This is a genomic window from Ottowia sp. (assembly GCF_035325765.1).
GTDB lineage: Bacteria > Pseudomonadota > Gammaproteobacteria > Burkholderiales > Burkholderiaceae_C > Ottowia.
The window spans coordinates 79,097-102,403 of sequence record NZ_DAOKZG010000005.1 but is presented as its reverse complement, the minus strand read 5'-3'; the positions used below and the strand labels follow the sequence as shown (position 1 = coordinate 102,403).

24 protein-coding genes and 1 tRNA gene are annotated in these 23,307 nt (G+C 71.1%); 8 read left to right on the top strand and 17 right to left on the bottom strand.

Annotation, left to right across the window (positions count from 1 at the left end; genetic code table 11):
- Positions 1-3: 3 nt before the first annotated feature.
- The 10 genes from rpoE to PKA16_RS03595 form a co-directional block, all read right to left on the bottom strand.
- Positions 4-630 (bottom strand): RNA polymerase sigma factor RpoE, encoded by a 627-nt coding sequence (gene rpoE / locus PKA16_RS03640; RefSeq protein WP_324400495.1) that lies wholly within the window; start codon positions 628-630, stop codon positions 4-6.
- 34 nt (positions 631-664) lie between these two features.
- On the bottom strand, positions 665-1,084 hold the full coding sequence (locus PKA16_RS03635) for a hypothetical protein (protein ID WP_324400493.1): 420 nt from the start codon (positions 1,082-1,084) through the stop codon (positions 665-667).
- Between the two features lie 110 nt (positions 1,085-1,194).
- Positions 1,195-2,439, bottom strand: coding sequence for a beta-ketoacyl-ACP synthase II (fabF, locus tag PKA16_RS03630; protein ID WP_324400491.1), 1,245 nt, complete (start codon positions 2,437-2,439; stop codon positions 1,195-1,197).
- Positions 2,440-2,445: 6 nt separating this feature from the next.
- Positions 2,446-2,682 (bottom strand): acyl carrier protein, encoded by a 237-nt coding sequence (gene acpP / locus PKA16_RS03625; protein ID WP_106703654.1) that lies wholly within the window; start codon positions 2,680-2,682, stop codon positions 2,446-2,448.
- Positions 2,683-2,772: 90 nt separating this feature from the next.
- Positions 2,773-3,522 (bottom strand): 3-oxoacyl-ACP reductase FabG, encoded by a 750-nt coding sequence (fabG, locus tag PKA16_RS03620; RefSeq protein ID WP_324400487.1) that lies wholly within the window; start codon positions 3,520-3,522, stop codon positions 2,773-2,775.
- Positions 3,523-3,537: 15 nt separating this feature from the next.
- On the bottom strand, positions 3,538-4,485 hold the full coding sequence (gene fabD, locus PKA16_RS03615) for an ACP S-malonyltransferase (protein WP_324400485.1): 948 nt from the start codon (positions 4,483-4,485) through the stop codon (positions 3,538-3,540).
- A gap of 57 nt (positions 4,486-4,542) precedes the next feature.
- Positions 4,543-5,523 carry a beta-ketoacyl-ACP synthase III gene (locus PKA16_RS03610; protein WP_324400483.1) on the bottom strand — a complete coding sequence of 327 codons (981 nt, stop codon included), beginning with the start codon at positions 5,521-5,523 and terminating at the stop codon, positions 4,543-4,545.
- A 19-nt stretch (positions 5,524-5,542) separates the two neighbouring features.
- Complete coding sequence (gene plsX / locus PKA16_RS03605; protein WP_324400481.1) at positions 5,543-6,610, bottom strand: phosphate acyltransferase PlsX; 1,068 nt, start codon at positions 6,608-6,610, stop codon at positions 5,543-5,545.
- Positions 6,611-6,793: 183 nt separating this feature from the next.
- Positions 6,794-6,976 carry a 50S ribosomal protein L32 gene (rpmF, locus tag PKA16_RS03600; protein WP_324400480.1) on the bottom strand — a complete coding sequence of 61 codons (183 nt, stop codon included), beginning with the start codon at positions 6,974-6,976 and terminating at the stop codon, positions 6,794-6,796.
- Between the two features lie 181 nt (positions 6,977-7,157).
- The gene (locus tag PKA16_RS03595) at positions 7,158-7,730 is read right to left on the bottom strand and encodes a DUF177 domain-containing protein (RefSeq protein WP_324400479.1); all 573 of its coding nucleotides are present in this window, start codon (positions 7,728-7,730) and stop codon (positions 7,158-7,160) included.
- 26 nt (positions 7,731-7,756) lie between these two features.
- Between PKA16_RS03595 and PKA16_RS03590 the strand changes: the two genes are divergently transcribed.
- The 5 genes from PKA16_RS03590 to PKA16_RS03570 all read left to right on the top strand — a co-directional run bounded on the left by PKA16_RS03590 (position 7,757) and on the right by PKA16_RS03570 (position 11,695).
- The gene (locus tag PKA16_RS03590) at positions 7,757-8,365 is read left to right on the top strand and encodes a Maf family nucleotide pyrophosphatase (protein WP_324400477.1); all 609 of its coding nucleotides are present in this window, start codon (positions 7,757-7,759) and stop codon (positions 8,363-8,365) included.
- Positions 8,366-8,629: 264 nt separating this feature from the next.
- On the top strand, positions 8,630-10,549 hold the full coding sequence (selB, locus tag PKA16_RS03585; RefSeq protein WP_324400475.1) for a selenocysteine-specific translation elongation factor: 1,920 nt from the start codon (positions 8,630-8,632) through the stop codon (positions 10,547-10,549).
- Positions 10,550-10,724: 175 nt separating this feature from the next.
- Positions 10,725-10,820: transfer RNA gene (locus PKA16_RS03580), tRNA-Sec, on the top strand.
- 15 nt (positions 10,821-10,835) lie between these two features.
- Positions 10,836-11,303: a glycine cleavage system protein H gene (locus tag PKA16_RS03575; RefSeq protein WP_324400473.1), complete on the top strand. Its 468-nt coding sequence runs from the start codon at positions 10,836-10,838 to the stop codon at positions 11,301-11,303.
- Positions 11,300-11,695 (top strand): DsrE family protein, encoded by a 396-nt coding sequence (locus PKA16_RS03570; protein WP_324400472.1) that lies wholly within the window; start codon positions 11,300-11,302, stop codon positions 11,693-11,695. Before PKA16_RS03575 ends, PKA16_RS03570 begins: the two co-directional genes overlap by 4 nt.
- 362 nt (positions 11,696-12,057) lie before the next feature.
- Here the strand turns inward: PKA16_RS03570 and lolD are convergent, their stop codons facing one another.
- Both lolD and PKA16_RS03560 read right to left on the bottom strand, forming a co-directional pair.
- A complete protein-coding gene (gene lolD / locus PKA16_RS03565) occupies positions 12,058-12,765 on the bottom strand; it encodes a lipoprotein-releasing ABC transporter ATP-binding protein LolD (protein WP_324400470.1) in 708 nt (235 codons plus the stop codon).
- Between the two features lie 186 nt (positions 12,766-12,951).
- Positions 12,952-14,220, bottom strand: a complete 1,269-nt coding sequence (locus tag PKA16_RS03560) for a lipoprotein-releasing ABC transporter permease subunit (RefSeq protein ID WP_324400468.1) — start codon at positions 14,218-14,220, stop codon at positions 12,952-12,954.
- A gap of 65 nt (positions 14,221-14,285) precedes the next feature.
- Here PKA16_RS03560 and PKA16_RS03555 point away from each other — a divergent pair, with 65 nt between their 5' ends.
- From PKA16_RS03555 to PKA16_RS03545, 3 genes are read left to right on the top strand one after another with little or no spacing between them, the layout of a single operon-like run.
- Positions 14,286-15,239, top strand: coding sequence for a phosphoglycerate mutase (locus PKA16_RS03555; RefSeq protein WP_324400466.1), 954 nt, complete (start codon positions 14,286-14,288; stop codon positions 15,237-15,239).
- Entirely contained in the window at positions 15,236-17,005 is a 1,770-nt protein-coding gene (gene recJ / locus PKA16_RS03550; protein ID WP_324400464.1) for a single-stranded-DNA-specific exonuclease RecJ, read from the top strand. Before PKA16_RS03555 ends, recJ begins: the two co-directional genes overlap by 4 nt.
- Positions 17,002-17,130, top strand: coding sequence for a hypothetical protein (locus PKA16_RS03545; protein ID WP_324400462.1), 129 nt, complete (start codon positions 17,002-17,004; stop codon positions 17,128-17,130). The genes recJ and PKA16_RS03545 overlap by 4 nt, the downstream gene beginning before the upstream one ends.
- A gap of 139 nt (positions 17,131-17,269) precedes the next feature.
- On the opposite strand, the gene PKA16_RS03540 is transcribed toward PKA16_RS03545, so the two are convergent.
- The 5 genes from PKA16_RS03540 to PKA16_RS03520 form a co-directional block, all read right to left on the bottom strand.
- A complete protein-coding gene (locus PKA16_RS03540) occupies positions 17,270-18,556 on the bottom strand; it encodes a branched-chain amino acid ABC transporter substrate-binding protein (RefSeq protein WP_324400460.1) in 1,287 nt (428 codons plus the stop codon).
- A gap of 52 nt (positions 18,557-18,608) precedes the next feature.
- Positions 18,609-19,190 (bottom strand): DUF2242 domain-containing protein, encoded by a 582-nt coding sequence (locus tag PKA16_RS03535; protein WP_324400458.1) that lies wholly within the window; start codon positions 19,188-19,190, stop codon positions 18,609-18,611.
- 115 nt (positions 19,191-19,305) lie between these two features.
- Entirely contained in the window at positions 19,306-20,346 is a 1,041-nt protein-coding gene (gene tsaD, locus PKA16_RS03530) for a tRNA (adenosine(37)-N6)-threonylcarbamoyltransferase complex transferase subunit TsaD (RefSeq protein WP_324400456.1), read from the bottom strand.
- An 86-nt stretch (positions 20,347-20,432) separates the two neighbouring features.
- Complete coding sequence (locus PKA16_RS03525; protein ID WP_324400455.1) at positions 20,433-20,873, bottom strand: CBS domain-containing protein; 441 nt, start codon at positions 20,871-20,873, stop codon at positions 20,433-20,435.
- Between the two features lie 104 nt (positions 20,874-20,977).
- Positions 20,978-23,224, bottom strand: a complete 2,247-nt coding sequence (locus PKA16_RS03520) for a TonB-dependent hemoglobin/transferrin/lactoferrin family receptor (RefSeq protein ID WP_324400453.1) — start codon at positions 23,222-23,224, stop codon at positions 20,978-20,980.
- Positions 23,225-23,307: the final 83 nt, after the last annotated feature.

The window sequence follows — 23,307 nt, the reverse complement described above, 5'->3', positions numbered from 1 at the left end:
CGGTCACCACCGCTTGCCCGACTGGTGGCTCAGCAGCGGCCGCACCCGTGCCGAGATGGCTTCCCGGGCCCGGAAGATGCGGCTGCGCACGGTACCGATCGGGCAATTCATGGCTTGTGCGATCTCTTCGTAACTCAGGCCTTCAATCTCGCGCAGGGTGATGGCCTGGCGCAGGTCATCGGGCAGCGCCTCCATGGCGGCGTTGACGGCAGCGGCGATTTCCCGCGCCGCCAATTCCGACTCGGGCGTGGACTCCGAAATTAGTTCATTTTCGCGTCGGGAAGTTTCATCATCGTCCTCCGACGAACGCAGCGCCGACTCGGTCACCACCGGATCACGCTTGAGTTCGAGCAGGGTCTTCTTCGCCGTGTTCACGGCAATTCGGTAGAGCCAGGTGTAGAACTGCGCCTCGCCGCGAAACTGCGGCAACGCGCGCCACGCACGGATGAAGGTCTCCTGCGCGATATCGGGCACCAGGTCGACGTCGCGCACGAAGCGGCCGATCAGGCGCTCGATGCGGCGCTGGTACTTGATCACCAGCAATTCGTAGGCACGCGCATCCCCCGCAGCGGCACGCTGCACCAGCAGCACTTCGCTGTCGGCGGGAGAGGCGGGTGACGGGTCGGACACGAGGTGGCACGCGCTGCGCGAACGAAAAACCCACTCAGCCGGAAGCGGCCTCGGACGACGATGCCGGGCCGTGGCGGGGTGGGCTGCCGGAATATAGCGCACAGCGCAGCAGGTGCCAGCGCGCCGGACCGTGCCGTGCGGCCTGGGCCCAGCACCAGCGGCCGCCGACGCCGGCCAGGTCGACGCCGTGCAGGAGCAGCGCGCGCTGCAGGTCGAGCCGCACCTCCACGCTGGCCAGCGGGCGTTCGCGCCCATCCACGTGCAACCACCAGTTGGCGCCATCCCATACCAGTTCGCCAGCCTGCTGGCCGCGCCAGAACCGGCGCAGGCCCAGGCCGGTGCCAAGCGCCGCCGCCAGCAGCAGGGCGAGCCGGGGTGCCGGCAGCCGGCTGGCGCCCCCTGCCAGCAGCAGGGCCGCCGCGGCCACGACACCCGCGAGCCAGAGCGCCAGCAACAGGCGCGCCAGCCAGGGCGTGGGCCCGACCGCATGACGGACCGCCGGTGCGCCAGCCGGCTGCAGGCCGGGTGCCGCCCGATCCGCGCCGGAATCACCCGGCCTGGAGGTCAGATGCGCTTGAATACCAGGGAGCCGTTGGTGCCGCCGAAGCCGAAGTTGTTCTTCAGCGCCACCTCGATCTTCATGTCACGCGCCGTGTTGGCACAGTAGTCCAGGTCGCACTCGGGATCCTGGTGGAAGATGTTGATCGTCGGCGGGCTCTTCTGCTCGTGCACGGCGAGCACGGTGAACACGCTCTCGATGCCGCCGGCGCCGCCCAGCAGGTGGCCCGTCATCGACTTGGTCGAATTCACCACCACCTGGCGCGCGGCGTCGCCGAGCGCCGCCTTGATGGCATTGGTCTCGTTCACGTCACCCAGCGGCGTCGAGGTGCCGTGGGCGTTGAGGTAGTGGACCTGGTCGGGGTTGATGCCGGCATCGCGCAGGGCGTTGACCATCGAGCGGCGCGGCCCGTCGACGTCGGGTGCGGTCATGTGGAAGGCGTCACCGCTCATGCCGAAGCCGGCGAGCTCAGCGTAGATGCGCGCCCCGCGCGCCTTGGCATGCTCGTATTCCTCGAGCACCAGCACGCCCGAGCCCTCGCCCAGCACGAAGCCGTCGCGATCCTTGTCCCAGGGACGCGAGGCCGTCTTCGGATCGTCATTGCGCGTCGACAGGGCGCGCGCCGCGGCAAAGCCGCCGACGCCCAGCGGCGAGACCGTGGCCTCGGCCCCACCGGCGACCATGACGTCGGCGTCGCCATGCTCGATCAGGCGGGCCGACACGCCGATCGCGTGCAGGCCGGTGGTGCAGGCCGTGACGGTGGCGATGTTCGGGCCCTTGAAGCCGAAGCGAATCGAGGCGTGGCCCGAGATCATGTTGATGATCGAGGCCGGAACGAAGAATGGCGAAATACGCCGTGGCCCGCGATTCGACAGTTCGATCTGTGTCTGCTCGATCAGCGGCAGGCCGCCGATGCCCGAACCGATGTTGCAGCCGATGCGAGCCGCCTCATCCGGGTCGAGCGCCTCGCCGGTGCGCAGCCCCGCATCCGCCACCGCCTGTGCCGCCGCCACCAGGCCCAGGTGGATGAAGCGGTCCATGTGCCGCGCTTCCTTTTCCGGGATGTGGTCGGCGGCGTTGAAGCCCTTGACTTCGCCCGCGAACTGGCAGGCGTAGGCACTGGCATCGAACTGCGTGATGCGATCGATGCCGGAACGCCCGGCCAGCAGGCTGGCCCAGGATTCGGCCACCGTGTTGCCCACGGGGCCGACGCAGCCCAATCCGGTGACGACGACTCGGCGCCGGAACATGGGCGATCAGGCCTTCTTGCTGTTGGCGTAGTCGATCGCGGCCTGCACCGTGGTGATCTTCTCGGCGTCCTCGTCGGGAATCTCGATGCCGAACTCATCCTCCAGCGCCATCACCAATTCGACGGTGTCGAGCGAGTCGGCGCCCAGATCGGCCACGAAGGCCTTCTCGTTGGTCACCTGGGACTCTTCCACGCCGAGTTGCTCGGCGATGATTTTCTTGACACGTGCTTCGATATCGCTCATGGGTTCCCTCTGAGGGTTGGAAAAAGACTGGATTCTAGCCGGCCGGGTAAGGTGCCCGACCCGGGGCCGCGTTCGGTGGCAACGCGCCGATCATGCCATGTACATGCCGCCGTTGACGTGCAGTTCCTGGCCGGTGACGTAGGCCGCCTCGGGACTGGCGAGATAGGCGACCGCGTGCGCGACGTCGGCCGGCCGGCCCAGGCGGCCGATCGGAATCTGGCCCGTCAACGCCGCCTTCTGTTCGTCCGACAGCGCCGCCGTCATGTCGGTGGCGATGAAGCCCGGCGCCACGCAATTCACGGTGATGCCGCGGCTGCCGAGTTCGCGCGCCAGCGCGCGCGTCATGCCGGCCACGCCGGCCTTGGCCGCCGCGTAGTTGGCCTGGCCCGGGTTGCCCGAGGCGCCGACCACGCTGGTGACGCTCACGATGCGCCCGTAGCGCTGCTTCATCATCGGACGCATGACGGCACGACAGAGGCGAAACACCGCCTTCAGGTTGGTGTCGAGCACCGCGTCCCAGTCCTCGTCCTTCAGGCGCATGGCGAGCATGTCGCGCGTGATGCCGGCGTTGTTGACCAGCACGTGCAACGCGCCATGCTCCCGGACGATGGATTCGACCAGGGACTCGGCGGCCGGCGCATCGTTGACGTCCAGCATCGCGCCGCGGCAGCCAGGATGCGCCGCCAGCGCGGCGCTGATGCGTGCGGCACCGTCCTCCGTGGTGGCGGTGCCGACCACCTTCAGGCCGCGGGTCGCCAGTTCCTGCGCGATCGCGGCGCCGATGCCGCGCGACGCGCCGGTCACCAGGGCCACCTGGCCAGCCATTGCGGGTTCGCTCATGTCACTCTCCCGGGTTCAGGCCAACAGGCCCTGGACCTCGGCCAGCGTGGCCGGATCGTACAGGGCCGCCGCCGCCAGTTCGGCATCGATGCGCCGCGTCATGCCTGCCAGCACCTTGCCCGGGCCGCACTCGACCACGGTGGCGACTCCGAGCGACTTGATCTTTCGCACGCACTCGACCCAGCGCACCGGGCCGAAGGCCTGGCGGTACAGTGCGTCGCGAATGCGATCGGGATCGGATTCGATGGCGACGTCGACGTTGTTGACGACCGGGATGCGCGGCGCCGCCAGCGCCACCTCGGCCAGGCGCGTGCGCAGCTTCTCGGCCGCCGGCTTCATCAGGCTGGAATGAAACGGCGCCGACACCGGCAGCGGCAGCGCGCGCTTGGCGCCCAGGCCCTTGAGCAGCTCGCAGGCCTTGTCGACCGCCGCCTTCGAGCCGGCGATCACGGTCTGCACCGGATCGTTGAAGTTGACGGCCTCGACGACTTCGCCCGGCTGGCCGAGCGCGGCCGTGGCCTCGGCGCAGCCGGCCTGCACCCTGGCCGCGTCCAGGCCGAGGATGGCCGCCATGGCACCGGTGCCCACGGGCACTGCCTCCTGCATGGCGGCGGCGCGCAGGCGCACCAGCGGCACGGCGTCGGCCAGGCTCAGGGCCTCGGCCGCGACCAGGGCGGAGTACTCACCCAGCGAATGCCCGGCCAGCGCGGCGGGCAGCGCCCCACCCGCGGCGCGCCAGGCGCGCCAGCAGGCCACGCCGGCCACCAGCATCACGGGCTGGGTGTTGGTGGTGAGCGCCAGGGCTTCCTTCGGGCCCCCGGCAATCAGCGCCGCCAGATCCTCGCCCAGCGCATCGGACGCCTCGCGCAGCGTCTCGCGCACGGCCGGGTGCTCGCCCCAGGCGTCCAGCATGCCGACCGACTGCGAGCCCTGGCCGGGAAATACGAATGCAAACGGTTTCATGCGCCTCCTGCCTTGCTGTTCCAAAGTTCCCACGCAGCGCCCCGCTGCACCGCCCGGCTACATCCTCAGCAGCACCGCGCCCCAGGTAAAGCCACCGCCGACACCCTCCAGCAGCACCACCTGGCCGGGCTTGACCTGGCCGGTGCGCACGCCGTGGTCGAGTGCCAGCGGGATCGAGGCCGCCGAGGTATTGCCGTGCTCCTGAACCGTGACGATCACCTTCTCGGGCGGCAGGTGCAGCTTCTTCGCGGTGCTCAGCATGATGCGGATGTTGGCCTGGTGCGGAACCAGCCAGTCGATGTCCGAAGCCGGCACGCCCGCCTTGTCCAGCACCGCGCGGGCCGCCTTGTCGAGAACCCCCACAGCCAGCTTGAACACCGCCTGCCCGTCCATGCGCAGCAGCGGGTCGCCCAGCACCGAACCGCCGGAAACATGCCCTGGCACGCACAGGATGTCGACGTACTTGCCGTCGGCATGCAGGTCGGTGGCCAGGATGCCCGGCTGCTCGGACGCCTCGAGCACGACGGCGCCGGCGCCGTCGCCGAACAGCACGCAGGTGCCGCGGTCGTCGAAGTCGAGCAGGCGCGAGAACACTTCGGTGCCGATCACCAGCGCGCGCGTCGCCGTGCCGTTGGCGATCAGTGCGTCGGCCACCGTGAGCGCGTAGACGAAACCGCTGCACACGGCCTGCACGTCGAATACCGGACAGCCGCTGATGCCCAGCTTGTGCTGCACGATCGCGGCGGTGGAGGGAAACACCATGTCCGGCGTCGAGGTGGCCACCACGATCAGGTCGATGTCGGTGGGCTGCAGGCCGGCCGCCGCCAGCGCCGCGTGCGCGGCCGGCACCGCCAGGTCGCTGGCCAGCACGTCGGGCGCGGCGAAATGCCGCGCCTCGATGCCGGTGCGCTCGACGATCCATTCGTTGGAGGTCTCGATCCCACGCGCGGCCAGTTCGGCCGCCAGGTCGGCGTTGGTTACGCGGCGGGGCGGCAGGTGGCTGCCGGTGCCGGTGATGCGGGAGTAGCGTCGCGTCATCGGGTTCGGGGAACAGGTCTCACGATCCGGTGCCGCCGGCCGGCCCGGCCAGTGCCGCACCCGCCTCGCTGGCCGCACGCGGCGCAAGCACCGGCGCCGCATGGGCTATGCGCTCCTGCACACGATCCAGCAGCCGGTTGTGCGCCGCATCATACGCGCGCTCGAGTGCCTGGCCGAAAGCCAGCGCGTCGGCCGAGCCATGGCTCTTGAACACCAGGCCGCGCAGCCCCAGCAGCGCCGCGCCGTTGTAGCGCCGGTGGTCGGTACGGCGCTTCAGCGCCTTGAGCACCGGATAGGCCACGACGGCGGCCAGCCGGGTCAGCAGGTTGCGCGAGAACTCTTCCCGGAGGAAGCCGCCGATCATGGTCGCCAGCCCCTCGATGGTCTTGAGCGCCACGTTTCCGACGAAACCGTCGCACACGACGATGTCGGCCACGCCGGTGAAGATGTCATTGCCCTCGACGTTGCCGACGAAATTCAGGTCGCCCGCGGCGGCGGCGGCGCGCAGCAGTTCGCCGGCGCGCTTGATTTCATCGCCCCCCTTGATGGCTTCCTCGCCGATGTTGAGCAGGCCGACGGTGGGGTGGGCCTCCCCCTTGAGCACCGACACCAGGGCCGAACCCATGACGGCGAACTGCAGCAGGTGCTCAGCCGAGCAGTCAACGTTGGCCCCGAGATCGAGCACCGTCGTCGCCCCGCCCTGCATGTTGGGAATCTGGGTCGCGATGGCGGGTCGCTCGATGCCCTCCAGGGTCTTGAGCAGGTAGCGGGCGATCGCCATCAGCGCGCCCGTGTTGCCGGCCGACACCGCCACCTGGGCGGCACCGTCCTTCACCTGCTGGATCGCCACGCGCATCGACGAGCCCTTCTTCTTGCGCAGCGCCGTCTCGATCGAGTCGTCCATGCCCACCACCTCGCGCGCCGCGACCACGCGGGCGCGCGGGTGCTGGAACGCGGCCAGCGGCTGCGACTGGCCGACCAGCAGCAGCTGGCTGTCGGGGTGGCGTTCGAGGAATTCGCGACAGGCTGGCAGGGTCACCGCGGGGCCATGATCCCCACCCATGCAATCGACAGCCAAGACGATCATGCGAGCCCCTGCGGAAGCCGCAGCGGCATCCGCGAGTAAGAAGAAAACCGAAGTCGGGAATGAAACGAGCCCGCAGCCGCCAGCGCGGATCCGGGCTCGTCAAGTATAGAACCGGCGACCGGTAGCGCCGCGCCCGGGCCCGCCATCACGCGCGCCCGGCGGACCGGCCCGGCATGCCGGCGATCAGGCCTCGGCCTTGGGCTTGATGACCTGGCGGCCGCGGTAGTAGCCGTTCGGGCTGATGTGGTGGCGCAGGTGCGTCTCGCCCGTGGTCGGCTCGACCGCGACGCCAGGCCTCGCCAGCGCGTTGTGCGAGCGATGCATGCCCCGCTTGGAGGGCGACTTCTTGTTTTGCTGAACAGCCATGATGGCTCCTTCGTCGTCAATTCGATCCGGCCCTCGAGCCGGATCATTCGTGCAATGGGCGACCTGGCACCCGATCGGGGGAAATTCGCTCCGGCCGCGCGCCGGGTGATCTCGCATCCCGATGCCCAGCCTCGCACGCCCTGGCGTGCAAGCCGCGAAAAACCGCTGATTATAGTGTGATTCAGTGGGCTTTTCTGCCCTTGAGCGCCGCCAGCGCGGCAAAGGGCTGGGTCTTTTCGGCCAGCGCGGCCTCGAAGCCGGCATCCTGCGCCGACAGGCGCACCGCTTCGGGGCACTCGGCATGGCGCGGCACCAGAGGCAGTGCCATCAGCAGTTCGTCCTCGATGAGCGCGTGCAGGTCGTAATCGTGCGCCAGCGCCAGCACGTCGTCGTCGCAGGCCTCGTCGAGCGCGGCGGCCGCGGCCTCGTCGGCGGCGAACAGGAAGTGACGATCCACCCGCAGCGGCACCTGCACCGCGCCCAGGCAGCGCTGGCAGGTCAGCGCCAGGCGCACATCGGCCTGCAGGTGCAACGCCGGATAGGTAACCCCATCCGCGCCGCGCCGACGTTCGCCTCGGGCCTGCCAGGTCACCTCGGCCCGTTCGTCGGCTGTCGCCTCCGGCTGCTCCGGGGACGGCCGTGCCTCGCTCGCCAGGCGGGGGTAATCGGCAAGTGACGCGTGGCCCGAGAGCAGCGCCTGCTGCTGCGCGAAAGCCTCGACGTCGAGCCGATGGGGATCGAAGGAGGACGACATGCGGGCAGTGTAAGAGAATCACGCCGATGCTCGCTTCGCCGCCGCCCCGCGCCCAACCGCCCGCCCTGATCCTCGGCTCCTCCTCGCCCTATCGCCGCGAGCTGCTGGCGCGCCTGGGCCTGCCCTTCACCTGGGAAGCCCCCGAGGTGGATGAGAGCACGCGCGCCGGCGAGACACCGGCGGCGCTGGCCGCCCGGCTCGCGCTGGCGAAGGCGCAGGCGGTGGCCGCGCGCCATCCGGACGCGCTGGTGATCGGCTCGGACCAGGTGGCCGACCTGGCGGGCGAACCGCTCGGCAAGCCCGGCACGCACGAGCGCGCGCGCCTGCAGCTGCGCCGCATGAGCGGCCGGACGGTGGTGTTCCAGACCGCGCTGGCCGTGGTCTGCCAGGCACGCGGCTTCGAGCAGGCCGAACTGGCGCCGGTGCGCGTGTGCTTCCGCACGCTGAACGATGCCGAGATCGAACGCTACCTGCTGGCCGAACGCCCCTACGACTGCGCCGGCAGCGCCCGCAGCGAGGGTCTGGGCATCGCCCTGCTGGAGGCGATCCACAGCGACGACCCGACGGCGCTGGTGGGCCTGCCCCTGATCCGTACCGCGCGCCTGCTGCGCGCCGCCGGGCTGGTGCTGCCCTGAGAAGCCGTGAGCGAATCCCCCATGCCCGCCCTGACCGCGCAAACCCGCCCGCCCTGCGTTGCAGAGGCTCGCCGCGGCCCGAGCTGCGGCCGCGCCTTGTTCGTGCACGGGGCGGACCGGCCCGGGACCGATCTTCCTCGTGCCGTCCAGTGGCACGCAGGCGCCGCTGGAGACACGGCGCCCGGCCTGAGCCGGGCCGGCCTTGACGGCCCTCTCGGCCACGCCGGGTTCATTCACTCTTTCTGAGCTTGCCGGAGTCGCGCCATGATCGTCGGTACCGCCGGCCACATCGACCACGGCAAGACCACCCTGGTGCGCGCCCTCACCGGCGTCGACACCGACCGTCTGCCAGAGGAGAAGAAGCGCGGCATCAGCATCGACCTGGGCTACGCCTTCCTGGTTGGTCCGGACGGCGTGCGCATCGGCATCGTCGACGTGCCCGGCCACGAGCGCCTGGTGCACACCATGGTGGCGGGCGCGAGCGGCATCGACCACGCACTGCTGCTGGTGGCAGCCGACGACGGGCCGATGCCGCAGACGCGCGAGCACCTCGCGGTGCTGTCGCTGCTGGGCATCCGCAGCGGCGCGATCGTGATCACCAAGACCGACCGCGCGACGCCCGATCGCATCGCCGAGGTCGAAGCCGAGATGCGCGCCCTGCTGGCCGACACGCCGCTGGCGGACGCGCCATTGCTTGCCGTCTCGGCAGCTACCGGGGCCGGCATCGACGTCTTGCGGGGTCACCTGTTCGAGCAGGCCGAACGCTGGCAACAAGCGATCGTCGAGCACGTCGACGCGCGGGGGTTCCGGCTCGCGATCGACCGCGCCTTCAGCCTGCCGGGCGCCGGCACCGTGGTCACTGGCACCATCCACGCAGGACGCGTGCGGGTGGGCGATGAGCTGGCCCTGACCCCGGCCGCGCGCGGCGCCGTGCGACGAGCGCGCGTGCGCAGCCTGCATGCCCAGAACCAGGCCGTGGAGGAGGCTTACGCCGGCCAGCGCTGCGCCGTGGCGCTGGTGGGCCTGGCGCGTGATGAAGCGGGTCGCGGCCAGTGGCTCGCCGATCCCGCGCTGGCCTTCGCGACCAGCCGCCTCGACGCACGCCTGGCCCTGTGGCCGGGCGAAAGCCGCTCACTGGTCTCGGGCGCGCACGTGCAGCTGCACCTGGGCGCCACCCACGTCAACGCCACGCTGGCGCTGCTGGACTGCGACCAACTGGCCCCCGGCGCCAGTGCCCTGGTGCAGCTCGTGCCGCAGGCGCCGATCGGCGCCTGGCACGGCGACCGCGTGCTGCTGCGCGATGCCGCCGCCAGCCGTACGCTGGCCGGCGGCGTGGTGCTCGACCCGTTCGGCCCGACGCGTTACCGTCGCACGCCGCAGCGCCTGCGCGAGCTGGCGGCACTGGAGGCAGCAGTGCCCGCGGAGCGGCTCGCCGCCCTGCTCGACGTCGCGCCACAAGGCGTCGACCTGCAGCGCTTCGCGCAGGCGCAAGGCCTGCACGCCCTGCCCGCTGACATCCTGCCCGCGCCGGCGCTCGCCAGTCCCGGGACATGGGCCATCGGCGCGGCGCAGGTCGCGGCGTTGCAGCAGCAGGTGCTGGAAGCGCTGGCGCACTTTCACGCACAACAACCCGACGAGCTGGGACCGGACGCCGCGCGCCTGCGGCGCCTGGCCGCGCCGCGCCTGGCGCCGCAGGCCTGGCAGCTGCTGCTGGCGCGGTTGGCCGGCGATGGCACCGTGGTGTTGCACGGCCCCGTGGTGCACCTGCCACAGCATGCCGTGCAGCTCTCGGCCACCGAATTGCGCATCGCCCAGAAGACCGCGCCGCTGCTGGCCGCGGCCGGCTTCCAGGGCGCCTGGGCGCGCGACCTGGCGCGCGACAGTGGCGAATCCGAGCCGCTGGTGCGCACCACCCTGGCGCGGCTGGCGCGTCGCGGCGAGTTGCACCAGATCGTCAAGGATCTGTTCTTCGCGCCCGATGTCGTCGCGCGACTGGCGGCGCTCACGCGCGAGATCGCGGGGCAGCAGGGTGGCGCGGTGCGCGCGGCCGAGCTGCGCGACGCCACCAACCTGGGTCGCAAGCGGGCGATCCAGATTCTGGAATACTTCGACCGTGTCGGACTGACGCGCCGCGTGGGCGACGCCCACCTGCTGCGCGCCGACACGCAGTTGTACGAGACATGAACCTGCCCCCTGCCATGCTGCTCCGCCGACGCAACGTCGCCGTCCGTCGCGCGCGTCCGCGAGCCGCGCCGCAGGCCAGTTCGGTAAACCCCGTGACCGGACCTGCGCCGGCCAACGACGGTATCCTCGCGGCGGGCGAAAGGCGCTGCGCGCGACGGGGGCAGACCAGACTTCAGGAAGGAACACGATCCCGGTGGGTCGGCCGGGCTTCAAACCCGGTGGGTGGCGCCAAGCGTCGCCGGGTGGGTTCGACTCCCATTTCCTTCCGCCACGTCACCATCCGGCCATGAGCGACCGCGCCGTTCCACCCGCCTGCCCGCCAGAGTTGCACTACCTGCCGGAACACCAGGTCTGGGCCCGGCTCGAAGGCGACGGCACGGCCACCGTGGGCATCACGCAACTCGGCATCCAGCTCTCCGGCGAGATCTACATGTGCCGGCCCAAGCGCCCGGGCACGGCGCTGGCGCAGGGCGAGACGGTGGCCGTGGTGGAGCTGGCCAAGGCGATCGTGCCGGTCAAGACCCCTGTCAGCGGCACCGTGATCGAGGGCAACCCGGCGCTGGAAGAGCGGCCGCAGCTGGTACACCGAGACCCCTTCGGTACCGGCTGGATCGCACGCCTGCAACTCAACGACTTCGAGCTCGACCGCCCGGCGCTGCTGACGGGCGCCGCGGCGCAAGCGGCCACCGCCGAGGAGGCGCGCGCGCGCCGGCTCGAGCTGGTGCCCGCCACCACGCTGCAACGCGCCCCATGAGCTTCGTCGAGCACGGCGTCGAAGGCGTCGCCATCCTGCTCTGGGCTGTCGACGCGGCGCAGCCCGAACGCCTGGCCACGCCCTTCTTCCACGCCGCCGCTGCGGCCGCCATGGACGTGCCGGTCGAGATCTACTTCAGCGCAGCCAGCGTGCACCTGCTGGTGCCGGGCGTGGCCGAGCGCCTGCGCGCCAGCCCCGACATGGCCAAGACGATTGGTGACAACCTGCGCGAAGCGGTGTCCCTGGGTGCGCGCCTCTATGCCTGCAGCGACGCGCTGCAGGCGCAAGGACTCGCGGGCACGGCCCTGATTCCCGAGTGCAGCGGCCGCGGCGGTGCCGTGCAGTTCATGGCGCGTGCCATCGACCGCAGTTGGCGTGCACTGGTGTTCTGATCCGGCACGGCCCCGGTTTTTCCGCGCCACAGGCGAAGCCGGGCAGGCTCGCGCCGGCAGCATGGGCACCTGGCCGGGACTTGCACCTCAATCCGCCAGTTGACCGCTTGTGAACACCGCAGAGCGCGTGTGGACATGAACCTCGATCCCTTCGACCGCGCTCGCCTGCCGGCACCCCCAGGATGACGCGGTTCGCGGGCCGCCCCCGCCGCGCGCTGGCCCTGCGCCCCGATGTCCGATGCAGCGCCCGGCCGCCAGCATTCCAGTCCCACGGCAAGCCCCAGGGCGCACAAGGTCGGCGCAACATGGGCCGCTGCGGTGGTCACCCAGCCGGCGCTGCCGAGCTCCGAGAGGCCCCGGAGTCACAGCAGAACGCCGTGCTCGAGCCGCAGCGCCAGCGCGCAACGCGCCGCGAGCTGCTCGTCGTGCGTCACTACCACGAAGGCCGTGCCGTGCTGCGCGGCGAGTTCCAGCATCAGGGCGAACACCGCGTCCGCGGTGGCGCGGTCCAGGTTGCCGGTGGGTTCGTCGGCCAGCACGCAGGCCGGCTGCGTGACCAGGGCGCGCGCGATGGCGACGCGCTGGCGCTCGCCGCCGGAGAGTTCCGACGGGCGGTGGTGCACACGCTCGGCCAGCCCCACCTGGGCCAGCATGGACCGGGCCACCTCGGCCGCCTGCGCACGCGAGCCGCGTCGGATCCACAGCGGCATCGCGACATTCTCCAGCGCGCTGAACTCGGGCAGCAGGTGGTGGAACTGGTAGACGAAGCCCAGGTGCCGGTTGCGCAGCGTGCCCTGGGCGGCGGGTGACAGGCTGGCGAAGTCCTGCCCCATCAGTCGCACGCGCCCGGTCGTCGGTGCATCCAGACCGCCGAGCAGGTGCAGCAGCGTGCTCTTGCCCGAACCCGACTGGCCGACGATGGCCAGCGTCTCGCCCCGCTGCACGCGCAGGTCGATGCCCTGCAGCACCGTGACGTCGAGCGGCCCCTCCTGGAAGCGCTTGCCCAGGTTTTCGGCCTCCAGCACCGCGCCGTCGCGGGCCGGCAGCGCAGAAACAGTGCCCGCGTTCATGATGGCCCGGTCCGACACGACAACGCTTGCGCACCAGACAGGCACCCCAACCCGGACCATCCGGGCCGCGCAGCAGGCCCCCCGAATCGCCGCGAAGCGGGCGACGCCAGAAGGCCGAGGCCAGGGTCCTCCTGGCCCCCAGCCTTGTCCCCCTGAGAGGATGGCGCGCAGCGCCTCAGGGGGGATTCATTCATACCGCAAGGCCTCGGCCGGGTTCACGCGGCTGGCGCGCCAACTGGGGTAGATCGTGGCCACGAACGACAGCAGCAGCGAGATCACGCCGATCGGCACGATGTCGCCGGCCTGCGGGTCGCTCGGCATCTGGCTGATCAGGTAGACGTCCTTGGGCAGGAAGCTGGCGTGGAACAGCCGCTCCAGCGCCGGCACGATGACATCGATGTTGAAGGCGATCGCCAGGCCCAGCGCCAGCCCCGCCAGGGTGCCGATCACGCCCACCAGCGCACCCTGCACCACGAACACCTTCATGATGCTGGCCGGGCTCGCTCCAAGCGTGCGCAGGATGGCGATGTCGGCGCGCTTGTCCTGCACCGTCATGACCAGGGTGCTGACCAGGTTGAAGGCCGCCACCGCGACGATCAGCGTCAGGATGATGAACATCATGCGCTTTTCGAGTTGCACGGCGGCAAACCAGGTCCGGTTCTGGCGCGTCCAGTCGAGGATCAGCAGATGGCCACTGAGTGTTTGCGCGAATTCGTCGGCCACTTCGCGCGCCCGGTCCATGTCGCGCAGCTTGACGCGGATGCCAGTCGGCCCCTCCAGCCGGAAGATGCGCGCTGCATCGTCCACGTGAAGCAGGGCGAGCGCCGAGTCGTACTCGTAGTGGCCGCTGCTGAAGGTGCCCAGCACCGTCATCTGCTTGAGGCGCGGCACCACGCCCGCCGGCGTGACCTGGCCGCTGGGCGCGATCAGCGTCACCACGTCACCTTCGCCCACGCCCAGCTTGCGCGCCAGGTCGCTGCCCAGGATCACGCCAAAGCTGCCCGGCGCGAGCCGCGGCAACAGCGTATCCCGCATCTGGGCGACGACCTCGGTCACCGCCGGCTCCTGCGCCGGGTCGATGCCACGCACCATCGCGCCCTGCATCGCTTCGCCGCGCGCCAGCAGCGCCTGGGCGCCGATGTAGGGAGCCGCACCCACCACCTCGGAGTTGCGCCGGATCTCGGCCAGGGTGCGCGCCGGATCGGCCAGGGCCTCGCCATCGGGCGAGAACACCTCGACGTCGGAAATCACGCTCAGCATGCGCTCCGTGACCTCCTGGCGAAAGCCGTTCATCACCGACAGCACGACGATCAGGGCCGCCACCCCGAGGGCGATGCCGAGCATCGACGCCGCCGAGATGAAGGAAATGAAGCCGTTGCGCCGACTGGCCCGGCCGGCGCGCGTGTAGCGCCAGCCAAGCAGCCATTCATACGGCAGGCGTCGGGCCAGAGACATCAGGTGGGCGGTGGGATCGCGCAGGCAGACAAGCCCGCCATTGTGGCATCCCGGACAATCGCGCCATGCCCGCCTCCGATTCCGCGCCGCCGCACCTGCTGGTCGACGGCGCCGCCCTGGCCCTGCCCACGGGCACGACCCAGCCGCCCCTGCCCGAATTGCCCGAGCTGGACGCCCTGCTCGCGCGCATGCGCGTCGTCGACACGCTGGAGATCGAGGACGACAGCCCCGAAACCCCCTTCGAGCTGGCGCTGGCACGCGCCCACGGCCTCCCGGGGGCGGCGGGCCACACGCCGTGGGCCGCGTTCGAGACCGGCACCGTCGGCACGCCCTGCGCCTGGCTCGTGCCCTGCCACTGGCAGATGGGCATGGACAGCGTGACCCTGGCCGATCCGGACGAGCTGCTGCTGGACGAGAGCGAGGCACGCGCCCTGCTCGCGGGCCTGCAGCCCCTGCTGGCCGAAGCTGGCGTGCGCGTGCAATGCGAGCGCCCCGACGCCTGGCTGGCACAGGGCGAGCTGCTGCGGGGACTGACCTGCTGGTCGCTGCGCCGCGCGCTGCAGCAGCCGGTCACGCGCGGGCAGCTGGCGCGGACGCCAGACCCAGCGCAACACGCCCGGTTGCGCCGCCTGCAAAGCGAACTGCAGATGCTGCTCCACAACCACCCGGTGAACGAGGCGCGCGAGCAGGTCGGGCGCTGGACCGTCAATGCGCTCTGGATCGACGGCGCCGGCGCGCTGGCCGAGACGCACGCACCACGCGCCGGCGTGCACGGCGACACCCGGCTCGCGCGGCCGCCAGCGCAGGCCAGCGCCGAGGCGCATGCCGCGGCCTGGCGCGCGCTGGATGCCGAGGCCATGGCGCCGCTGGCGACCCGGCAGCGCGCGGGCGAAAAGGTGCGCATCACGCTGTGCGGCCCGCGCCGTGCCGTCACGCTGGCGACCGGCCACGGCCTGAGGCACTGGATCGGCACGCGAATCCAGCCGCAGCGCTTGGCACAATTGCGCGAAGGATTATGAAGATCGAAGTTCGTGACGTGCCGCCGCGCAGCGCCTGGGCGCTCGAGCAGGCCGGCGTGCACCCGCTGCTGGCGCGGCTCTACGCAGCGCGTGGCGTCACCCACCCCGGCGAGCTGGACGAGGGCCTGGGCCAGCTCCTGCCCCCAGGCGGCCTGAAGGGCGTGGCCGAGGCCGCCCGCCTGCTGGCCGATGCCGTCGCCGCCGACCGGCGCATCTGCATCGTCGCCGACTACGACTGCGACGGCGCCACCGCCTGCGCCGTGGCGCTGCGCGGGCTGCGCCTGCTGGGCGCGCGCCGGCTCGACTACCTGGTGCCCGATCGCGTGGTCGACGGCTACGGCCTGACGCCGCCGATTGCCGAGCGCGTGGCCGCGCGCGGCGCCGACCTGCTGGTCACGGTGGACAACGGCATCGCCAGCGTCGACGGCGTGGCGCGCGCGCGTGCGCTCGGCCTGCAGGTGCTGGTGACGGATCACCACCTGCCGGGGTCCGAGCTGCCGGCCGCCGACGTCATCGTCAACCCGAACCAGCCGGGCTGCGGCTTCGGCAGCAAGGCGCTGGCCGGCGTGGGCGCGATGTTCTACGTGCTGCTGGCCTTGCGCGCCGAGCTGCGCGAGCGCGGCGTCTTTGCCGACCCGGGCGCCGCCGGCGAAGCCGCGCAGCGTGGGAGCCAAGTACTGCAACCCAAGCTGGATGCGCTGCTGCCGCTGGTCGCGCTCGGCACGGTGGCCGACGTGGTGCCGCTGGACGCCAACAACCGCCGCCTGGTGGCGCAGGGCCTGCGCCGCATCCGCGCTGGCCAGATGCCGGCCGGCCTGCCCGCGCTGTTCGAGGTCGCCGGCCGCGATGCACGGCGCGCCAGCACCTTCGACTTCGGCTTCGCGCTGGGGCCGCGCATCAACGCCGCCGGGCGGCTGGCCGACATGACGCTGGGCATCGAGCTGCTGCTGACCGACGACGCGGGGCGCGCGCAGGAGCTGGCGCGCCAGCTCGACGCCATCAACCGCGAGCGCCGCGAGATCGAGGGCGGCATGCGCGAGCAGGCGATGCAGATCGCCGAAGGCGTGCTGGACCCGCAGGCCGACCCGCCCTGCGCCCTGGCGGTGTTCGATCCCGAGTTCCACGAGGGCGTGGTCGGCATCGTCGCGGCGCGCCTGAAGGAGCGCTGGCACCGGCCGGCCTTCGTGTTCGCGCCCAGCGGCGCGCCGGGCAAGGCGCACGAGCTCAAGGGCTCGGGCCGCTCGATCGCCGGCTTTCACCTGCGCGACGCGCTCGACCTGCTGAGCAAGCGCCAGCCCGGCGTGCTGCTGCGCTTTGGCGGCCATGCGATGGCGGCCGGCTGCACGATTGCCGAGGACCAGTTCGAGCGCTTCGAGCAGGCGCTGCAGCAGATCGCCGCCGAATGGCTGGACGAGGCCACGCTGACGCGGCGCCTGCCCACCGACGGCGCGCTGCCCGCCGCCTACCGGCGCCCGGACGTCGCCGAAACCCTGCGCGCCGGCGTCTGGGGCCAGGGCTTCGCGCCGCCGGTGTTCAGCGAGGAGCTGGAGGTCATCAGCCAGCGCCTGGTGGGCGAGCGCCACCTGGCGCTCAAGCTGCGCCACCAGGGCGAGCCGGTGGACGGCATCTGGTTCGGCCGCACCGAGCCGCTGCCGGCGCGCGCCCTGCTGGCGTTCCGGCTCGAGGTCGACGAATGGCAGGGCGCGCGGCGCGTGCGGCTGCTGATCGAGGGCTGGGACGAGGCGGCGGCGCGCGCCATGCCATGAAGAATGACCTCGCTGCACTTCGATGGCGCGCCTGGTGGCGCATGACGAATTCAGGTCATTTCGTCATTCGAACGCCAGTTCGTGTCGGTTTTTTCATGGCGCTGCGCATCACCCAGGGCGCATGAAACGGCTCTGCTCCCATGGCCGCGGAGCAGGCCACACCAGCGGCAGCCGTGGCCGGGGTCTCCCTGGCCACTGGCCGCGCCCCCTTGAGGGGGGAGGCGCAACATCGCGCAGCGAGTGGAGCAACGGGGGTGTTTCACTTCACGGCCGCACCATGTGGCAGTTGAACGGCAGCTCGGCCTGCGCGGCGCTGATCTCGCGCACCACGCGAAAGCCGTAGCCCGAGCCTTCGACGTCGTGCGGCACGCCGGGCGTGCCCTGCCGCTCCATCATGCCGACCACCAGCGGCTGCTGGAACTGGTGGTCGCCGGCGCGCATGACGCCGCGCCGCCCCGCCAGGGTGACGTCGGCGTGCTCGAGCGCGCGCGCCAGCGCCAGCGCGTCGTCGCTGCCGGCGCGCTCGATGGCCTGGGCCAGCGCCTCCATCATGAGCGCCATGCGCAGGTGCACGTAGTCGTCGCGCGGATCGGGAAAGCGCTCGCGAAAGGCGGCGTAGAAGGCCTCGCTTTCCGGCGTCGCGACGTTGGGCAGCCAGTCGGCCACGGCCACCACCTTGCCCACGCCCGCCGCGCCGATCGCCGCCGGCGCGCCCAGCGCGTTGCCGTAGAAGGTGTAGAAGCGCCCCTCGAAGCCGACTTCGCGCGCCGCGCGCACCAGCAGGGTGAGGTCGTTGCCCCAGTTGCCGGTCAGCACGGCGTCGGCGCCGCTGGCGCGGATCTTCACCGCATAGGGCAGGAAGTCCTTGACCTTGCCGATCGGGTGCAGCTCGTCGCCGACGATGGCGACGTCGGGCCGCTGCAGGCCGAGCTGGCGCCGCGCCTCGCGCAGCACCGCCTGGCCGAAGCTGTAGTCCTGCCCGATCAGGTAGATGCGGCGCAGCCGGGCATCCTCGCGCAGCACCGTCATCAGCGCCGCCATGCGCATGTCGGCGTGGGCGTCAAAGCGGAAGTGCCAGAAGCTGCAGCGCGCGTTGGTCAGGATCGGATCCACCGCCGAGTAGTTGAGGAACACCACGCGCCGCGCCGGGTCGCGCTGGTTGTGCTTCTCGATGGCATCGACCAGCATGGCGGCGACGGCGGAGGAATTGCCCTGCAGCACGATGCGACAACCCCGGTCGATCGCGGTGCGCAGCATGATCAGCGCCTCCTCGGTCTGGCCGCTGTTGTCGTAGCGTTCCAGCATCAACGGGCGCAGGCCCTGCGCGGTGCGCACGCCGCCGCGCGCGTTGATGCGCTCGACCGACCAGGCCAGGTTGCGCGCCACTGCCTCGCCGGTGTTGGCGAACGGGCCGCTGAGCGATTCGACCAGGGCCAGCCGGATCGGAGCCGGCTCATCGGCTGGCGGCGCGGAAGCGGCCGGCGTCACGCGCCCGCACAAGCCGGCCAGCGCGGCGGCAAGCCACGCCCGGCGCGAAGAAACGGATGGCATCGGGAAGCGTCCTTCAGGGTGACGGTCGTGGCCGCGGCCTGGATCGCGCGAGCTACTCGGAGGTCGCCTGGACGGTCGTCCTGGGCTGCGACCCGATGGCGTCGAAGAAGCCCGCCATCAGGGTGAACAGGCGATCATAGACGCCGGCCTCGGTGATGGTTTCGCTGGCCACCTTGACCATCGAATCCATGCCGCCTTCGACCGGCAGCGAGAGCGAACCGATGCCGCCCACGCCGAGCGAGGCCGACTCCTTGACCTTGCGCACGATGTACTGCTCCTTCAGGCCGCTGATGAAGGCGACGCTGGCGCCCGGCTGCGCCCCCTCGGGCGCGCAGACCACGCGGAACTCGAGCTGCACATGGTGCTCGGCGTCAGGCTGGAAGTACTTGCGCGCCACCACGCCGTCCTCCGTGGCCGCCGTGACCACGTAGCCCTGGCTCAGCAGGGCGCGGCGCGCGGCCTCGCAGGTGCGCCCCGGCGAGCCCAGGTAATGGCGCGCGTGCGTGGTGGCGTCGAACGCCTCGGGCTGGTAGTCCACCAGCGTCACCGGCGTCCGGTTGAGCGAAGTGCAGCCCAGCAGGGCCAGCGTCATCAGCGCGGCGCCGGCGGCACGCAGCGGGAAACGAAACGACATCGACCAGGGCATCATCGGGAAAGACTCGCGATGCTACGCCGAACCGGGACGCCAGCCGCGGCGGCGTGCCCAAGCCAGCACCGCAGGTGGGGCGTGCGGGCGCCGGCCACCCAGCTCACGCCTGCTCGAGCGGCCAGCGCGGGCGCACATCGAAGGCGTAGTCGCGGCTCGCCTGGGCAATGCCGGCCTGCAGGCGCATGGCGGCCGCCAGCGCGATCATGGCGCCGTTGTCGGTGCAATACTCGGGCTGTGGGTAGTGCACGCGCGCGCCGCGGCTGGCACAGGCCTGGTCCAGTTGGGCGCGCAGTTCCCGGTTCGCCCCGACGCCACCCGCCACCACCAGACGATCCAGGCCGGTCGCGTCCAGCGCCCGCAGCGACTTCTTCACCAGCACCTCGACGATGGCGGCCTGCGTGCTGGCCGCGAGATCGGCGCGCGGCTGCTCGCAGGGCAGGCCCTCGAGCTCGCGCGCCTTCATCAGCACGGCGGTCTTCAGACCGGCGAAGGAAAAATCGAGGTTGTCCGCGCGCAGCAGCGGGCGCGGCAGCGCGTAGGCGCTGGCGTCGCCGAAATCCGCCAGCCGCGCCAGCGCCGGTCCACCCGGATAGCCCAGGCCGAGCAGCTTGGCCGACTTGTCGAAGGCCTCGCCCGCGGCATCGTCGATGGTTTCGCCGAGCAGGCTGTAGCGCCCCACCCCGTCCACCCGCATGAGCTGGGTGTGGCCGCCGCTCACCAGCAGCGCGACAAAGGGAAATTCGGGCGGATCATCGCTCAGGAAGGGCGACAGCAGGTGACCTTCCAGGTGGTGCACGCCCAGCACCGGACGCTCCAGCGCCGCCGCCAGCGCGCAGGCGATGCCGGCGCCCACCAGCAACGCGCCGGCCAGCCCGGGCCCGCGCGTGTACGCCACCAGGTCGAGTTCGGCCAGCGTGCGACCGGCCTCGGCCAGCACCTGGCGCGCGAGCGGCAGCACGCGTCGGATGTGGTCGCGGCTGGCCAGTTCGGGCACCACGCCGCCATAGTCGGCGTGCAGCGCCACCTGCGTGTGCAGGGCCTGCGCCAGCAGGCGCGGCACCGCCTGGCCGGCCTCGGCCTGCACCAGGGCCACGCCGGTTTCGTCGCAGGACGATTCGATGCCGAGAACCAGGAGAGACATGGGGCCCGATTATCGGTCCGGCCTGCCGGATCGCGTGGGGCCCCGCCCCGCCCGGCAGTCACGCCGGATGGGCCCGGCAGGCGCGATCAGGCGAGGTTGCCCGCGATATAGCTCTCGAGCTGCTCGATGTGGAAGCGCTGCTCCTCCAGCTGGGTCTTGACCAGGTCGCCGATCGACACCAGGCCGATCACGGCACCAGCCTCGACCACGGGCAGATGACGCACGCGGGCCTTGGTCATGATGTCCATGCATTCCTCGACCAGCTGGTTCGGCCCGACCACGTAGAGGCGTGCCGTCATGACGTCGGCCAGCAGGGCATCGATCGAGGACAGGCCCTTGAGCACGATCTTGCGCGCGTAGTCGCGTTCGGTGAAGATGCCCAGCAGGGCCTCGCCCTGCATGATCAGCACGGCACCGATCTCGCGGTCGGCCATCAGCTGCAGGGCTTCGCGCACCGTGGCGGTGGGCGGCAGCCAGGCCATGGGCGCTTGCTTCTTGGAGGCCAGGACGTGGGCAATGTTGTTCACGGCAATCACCTTCAGTCAGTCACGCACCCCGCATCGTGCCAGAAGCGGCTCCGATGCGCCAGCCCGAACGGTTTGCGATTGTCACAAGGGCTCCCGAACTGCCCTCAGAAGTCCATCACCAGCGACACGAAGGCGCTGCGGCCGGGCTGGGTATAGGCATCGCGGATGGTCGAGGTGCCGGCCACGCCGTAGACGCCGGGCCACAGCCAGTACTTGCGATTCGTCAGGTTGCGCACGCCCAGGTTGAGGCGCAGGTCCTTGCGGGGACGCCATTGCAGGCCGACGTCGAGCGTGGTGGCCGACGGCGGCGCGAACTGGATGCCGTCGCGCGCATTCATGATTGCGGTGCTGTCGATGTCGCCCGGCTTCTTGGCCCGGTGGTGGCGCACGTCCGCATACGCGCTCCAGCGCGCCGCGTCGTAGCGCAGGCCGACACTGAGCTGCGCCGGGTCGATCGAGTTCAGCGGCTTGCCACTGCTGCGGTTGCTGCCGCGCGCCATGCCCCAGGCGAAGGTGCTGACGAGTTCGCCGCCGGCCACCCGGCCCCAGTCGTAGCGGCCCTTGAGCTCGAAGCCGTGGATGCGCGCGCGCCCGATGTTGACGGACTGGAACAGGCGATTGGTGCCGACCTGCTCGACGAACTCGGCGTCGACGATCAGGTTGCGATAACGGTTGCTGAAGGCCGAGACGTCCAGGCTCAGACGCTCGAGCCGGCCGCGCACGCCCAGCTCGAAGCCGCGGCTCTTCTCGGGCTTGAGGTCGGGGTTGGGCTGGATCACGACGTGTATGGGTGGGCCGACCGGCGACGGCGCCAGCGCCTCGAAATGGTCGTTCAGCTGTCCCGCCTCGGGCGCGCGAAAGCCGGTGGCGAACTGGCCATAAACGCTCCAGGCTGGCGTGACGCGGTACAGCACGCCCAGCTTGGGCGACAGCGCCGAACCCGAAAGCGAGCGCCCCGGCTGGCTGGCTGGCGGGTAGTAGCCGTCCTGGCTCGTCACGTCGATGGCGAAATGATCGAAGCGCAGGCCCGGCGTGAGGGTCCAGTCGCCGATGATCGATTCGTCCTGCAGATAGAGCGCGCTGAAGGTCTCGCGCGTGTCCGGAAAGCGCTTGAGCGGGAAGGTCTCGGGCGGCAGCGGCGCGACCCCGTCGTACAGGTTGGTGATGCGGTTGCGCACGTAGTCCACGCCGTAGGTGATGCGGTGCGCCGCCGCGCCCGTGCGCAACACCTTGTCGGCGCGCAGCCCGGCCTGCCAGGCGCGCTCCCGGTAGCGGTTGTCGCGCACCCGGTGGGTGCCATCGAACAGATCGCTGGTGCCGATGCGGTGCGAATCCGAATGCTGCAGCGCCAGCAGCGCTCGCACGCTGTCGGCCCAGCCGGCATTCGGCTCGAAGCGGCCATCCCAGGCCAGGCGATCGCGCTGGCCGGTATAGGCGGTCTGCTCGTCCAGCACGTCGTTGGGTCGCGTGGGAACCGGCGCGCGGCTCGACAGCAGGTCGATGTCGGACCGGCGCCGCGTGTGCTCGAAGCTCAGGACGTGGCGCTGCGTGGCGCTGGGCGACAGCACCAGCTTGCCCAGCACCGCCTGGTCGCGGTCGCGCTCGGGGTTGGGCACGGTACGGTTGGCATTCGGCTCCGCATTGGTGCCGCGGGTCTCGATGCCGTGCGCGGCGCGCCCGGCCGCCGTGAGCATCCACTGCACGTTGTCGCTGGCGCGACCCGCCACCGTGGCGGCCAGGCTGCGGCCGCGGTCCTCCTGGCTCCAGCCGGTGGAAACCCGGCCACCGACGGTCCTGGCCGGGCCGCCGTCGGCGCTGCGCAGGAAGTCCCAGGGATCCCAGGTGACGAAATTGACGACCCCGGCCATGCCGTCCGAGCCGTACAGCGCCGATGCCGGCCCGCGGATCAGCTCGATGCGCTTGTACAGCTCGAGCGACAGGTATTCGCGGTCGAAGATGGCCGAGCGCGAGACATAGCTGCGCGGCATGCGCACCCCATCCACCGTCATCAGCACGCGGTTGCCGCCCAGGCCCCGGATGTTGATGTCGGTGTTGCCGTCGCGCGCGAAGGCGGACGAGGCCGCGCCCACCGCGAGGCGTGCCGGCGTACTGCGTACCGAGGTATTGGGCAGGTCGCGCAGCGCCTGCCCCAGGGTCTCGTCCTGACGATCGGTCCAGGCGTCCGCACCAAGGACGTCGAACGACATCGGCAACTCGTCGGCGAGTTCGTGATTGCCCGCGCCAGAGACCACCACTTCCGGCAAGCTGCCATCGGCTGCGCCCCCGGCGTTCGCTTGTGCCTGGACGATCGGGGCGTGCAGGAGCGCCAACGCCAGGCCAAGCGTGGGCAAGACTGCGGCACCGGGCACCGCAGCGGGGAAGATTCGTGGACGGATCATCGCAGAAGACTGGCGCGCCATGAGAAAGGCACGCC

Coding starts and splice junctions, on each gene's coding strand:
- fabF (WP_324400491.1), bottom strand. CDS start 2,439: ATGTTCCGGCGCCGAGTCGTCGTCACCGGATTGGGCTGCGTCGGCCCC.
- acpP (WP_106703654.1), bottom strand. CDS start 2,682: ATGAGCGATATCGAAGCACGTGTCAAGAAAATCATCGCCGAGCAACTC.
- fabG (WP_324400487.1), bottom strand. CDS start 3,522: ATGAGCGAACCCGCAATGGCTGGCCAGGTGGCCCTGGTGACCGGCGCG.
- fabD (WP_324400485.1), bottom strand. CDS start 4,485: ATGAAACCGTTTGCATTCGTATTTCCCGGCCAGGGCTCGCAGTCGGTC.
- PKA16_RS03610 (WP_324400483.1), bottom strand. CDS start 5,523: ATGACGCGACGCTACTCCCGCATCACCGGCACCGGCAGCCACCTGCCG.
- plsX (WP_324400481.1), bottom strand. CDS start 6,610: ATGATCGTCTTGGCTGTCGATTGCATGGGTGGGGATCATGGCCCCGCG.
- rpmF (WP_324400480.1), bottom strand. CDS start 6,976: ATGGCTGTTCAGCAAAACAAGAAGTCGCCCTCCAAGCGGGGCATGCAT.
- PKA16_RS03595 (WP_324400479.1), bottom strand. CDS start 7,730: ATGTCGTCCTCCTTCGATCCCCATCGGCTCGACGTCGAGGCTTTCGCG.
- PKA16_RS03590 (WP_324400477.1), top strand. CDS start 7,757: ATGCTCGCTTCGCCGCCGCCCCGCGCCCAACCGCCCGCCCTGATCCTC.
- selB (WP_324400475.1), top strand. CDS start 8,630: ATGATCGTCGGTACCGCCGGCCACATCGACCACGGCAAGACCACCCTG.
- PKA16_RS03575 (WP_324400473.1), top strand. CDS start 10,836: ATGAGCGACCGCGCCGTTCCACCCGCCTGCCCGCCAGAGTTGCACTAC.
- PKA16_RS03570 (WP_324400472.1), top strand. CDS start 11,300: ATGAGCTTCGTCGAGCACGGCGTCGAAGGCGTCGCCATCCTGCTCTGG.
- lolD (WP_324400470.1), bottom strand. CDS start 12,765: ATGAACGCGGGCACTGTTTCTGCGCTGCCGGCCCGCGACGGCGCGGTG.
- PKA16_RS03560 (WP_324400468.1), bottom strand. CDS start 14,220: ATGTCTCTGGCCCGACGCCTGCCGTATGAATGGCTGCTTGGCTGGCGC.
- PKA16_RS03555 (WP_324400466.1), top strand. CDS start 14,286: ATGCCCGCCTCCGATTCCGCGCCGCCGCACCTGCTGGTCGACGGCGCC.
- recJ (WP_324400464.1), top strand. CDS start 15,236: ATGAAGATCGAAGTTCGTGACGTGCCGCCGCGCAGCGCCTGGGCGCTC.
- PKA16_RS03545 (WP_324400462.1), top strand. CDS start 17,002: ATGAAGAATGACCTCGCTGCACTTCGATGGCGCGCCTGGTGGCGCATG.
- PKA16_RS03540 (WP_324400460.1), bottom strand. CDS start 18,556: ATGCCATCCGTTTCTTCGCGCCGGGCGTGGCTTGCCGCCGCGCTGGCC.
- PKA16_RS03535 (WP_324400458.1), bottom strand. CDS start 19,190: ATGTCGTTTCGTTTCCCGCTGCGTGCCGCCGGCGCCGCGCTGATGACG.
- tsaD (WP_324400456.1), bottom strand. CDS start 20,346: ATGTCTCTCCTGGTTCTCGGCATCGAATCGTCCTGCGACGAAACCGGC.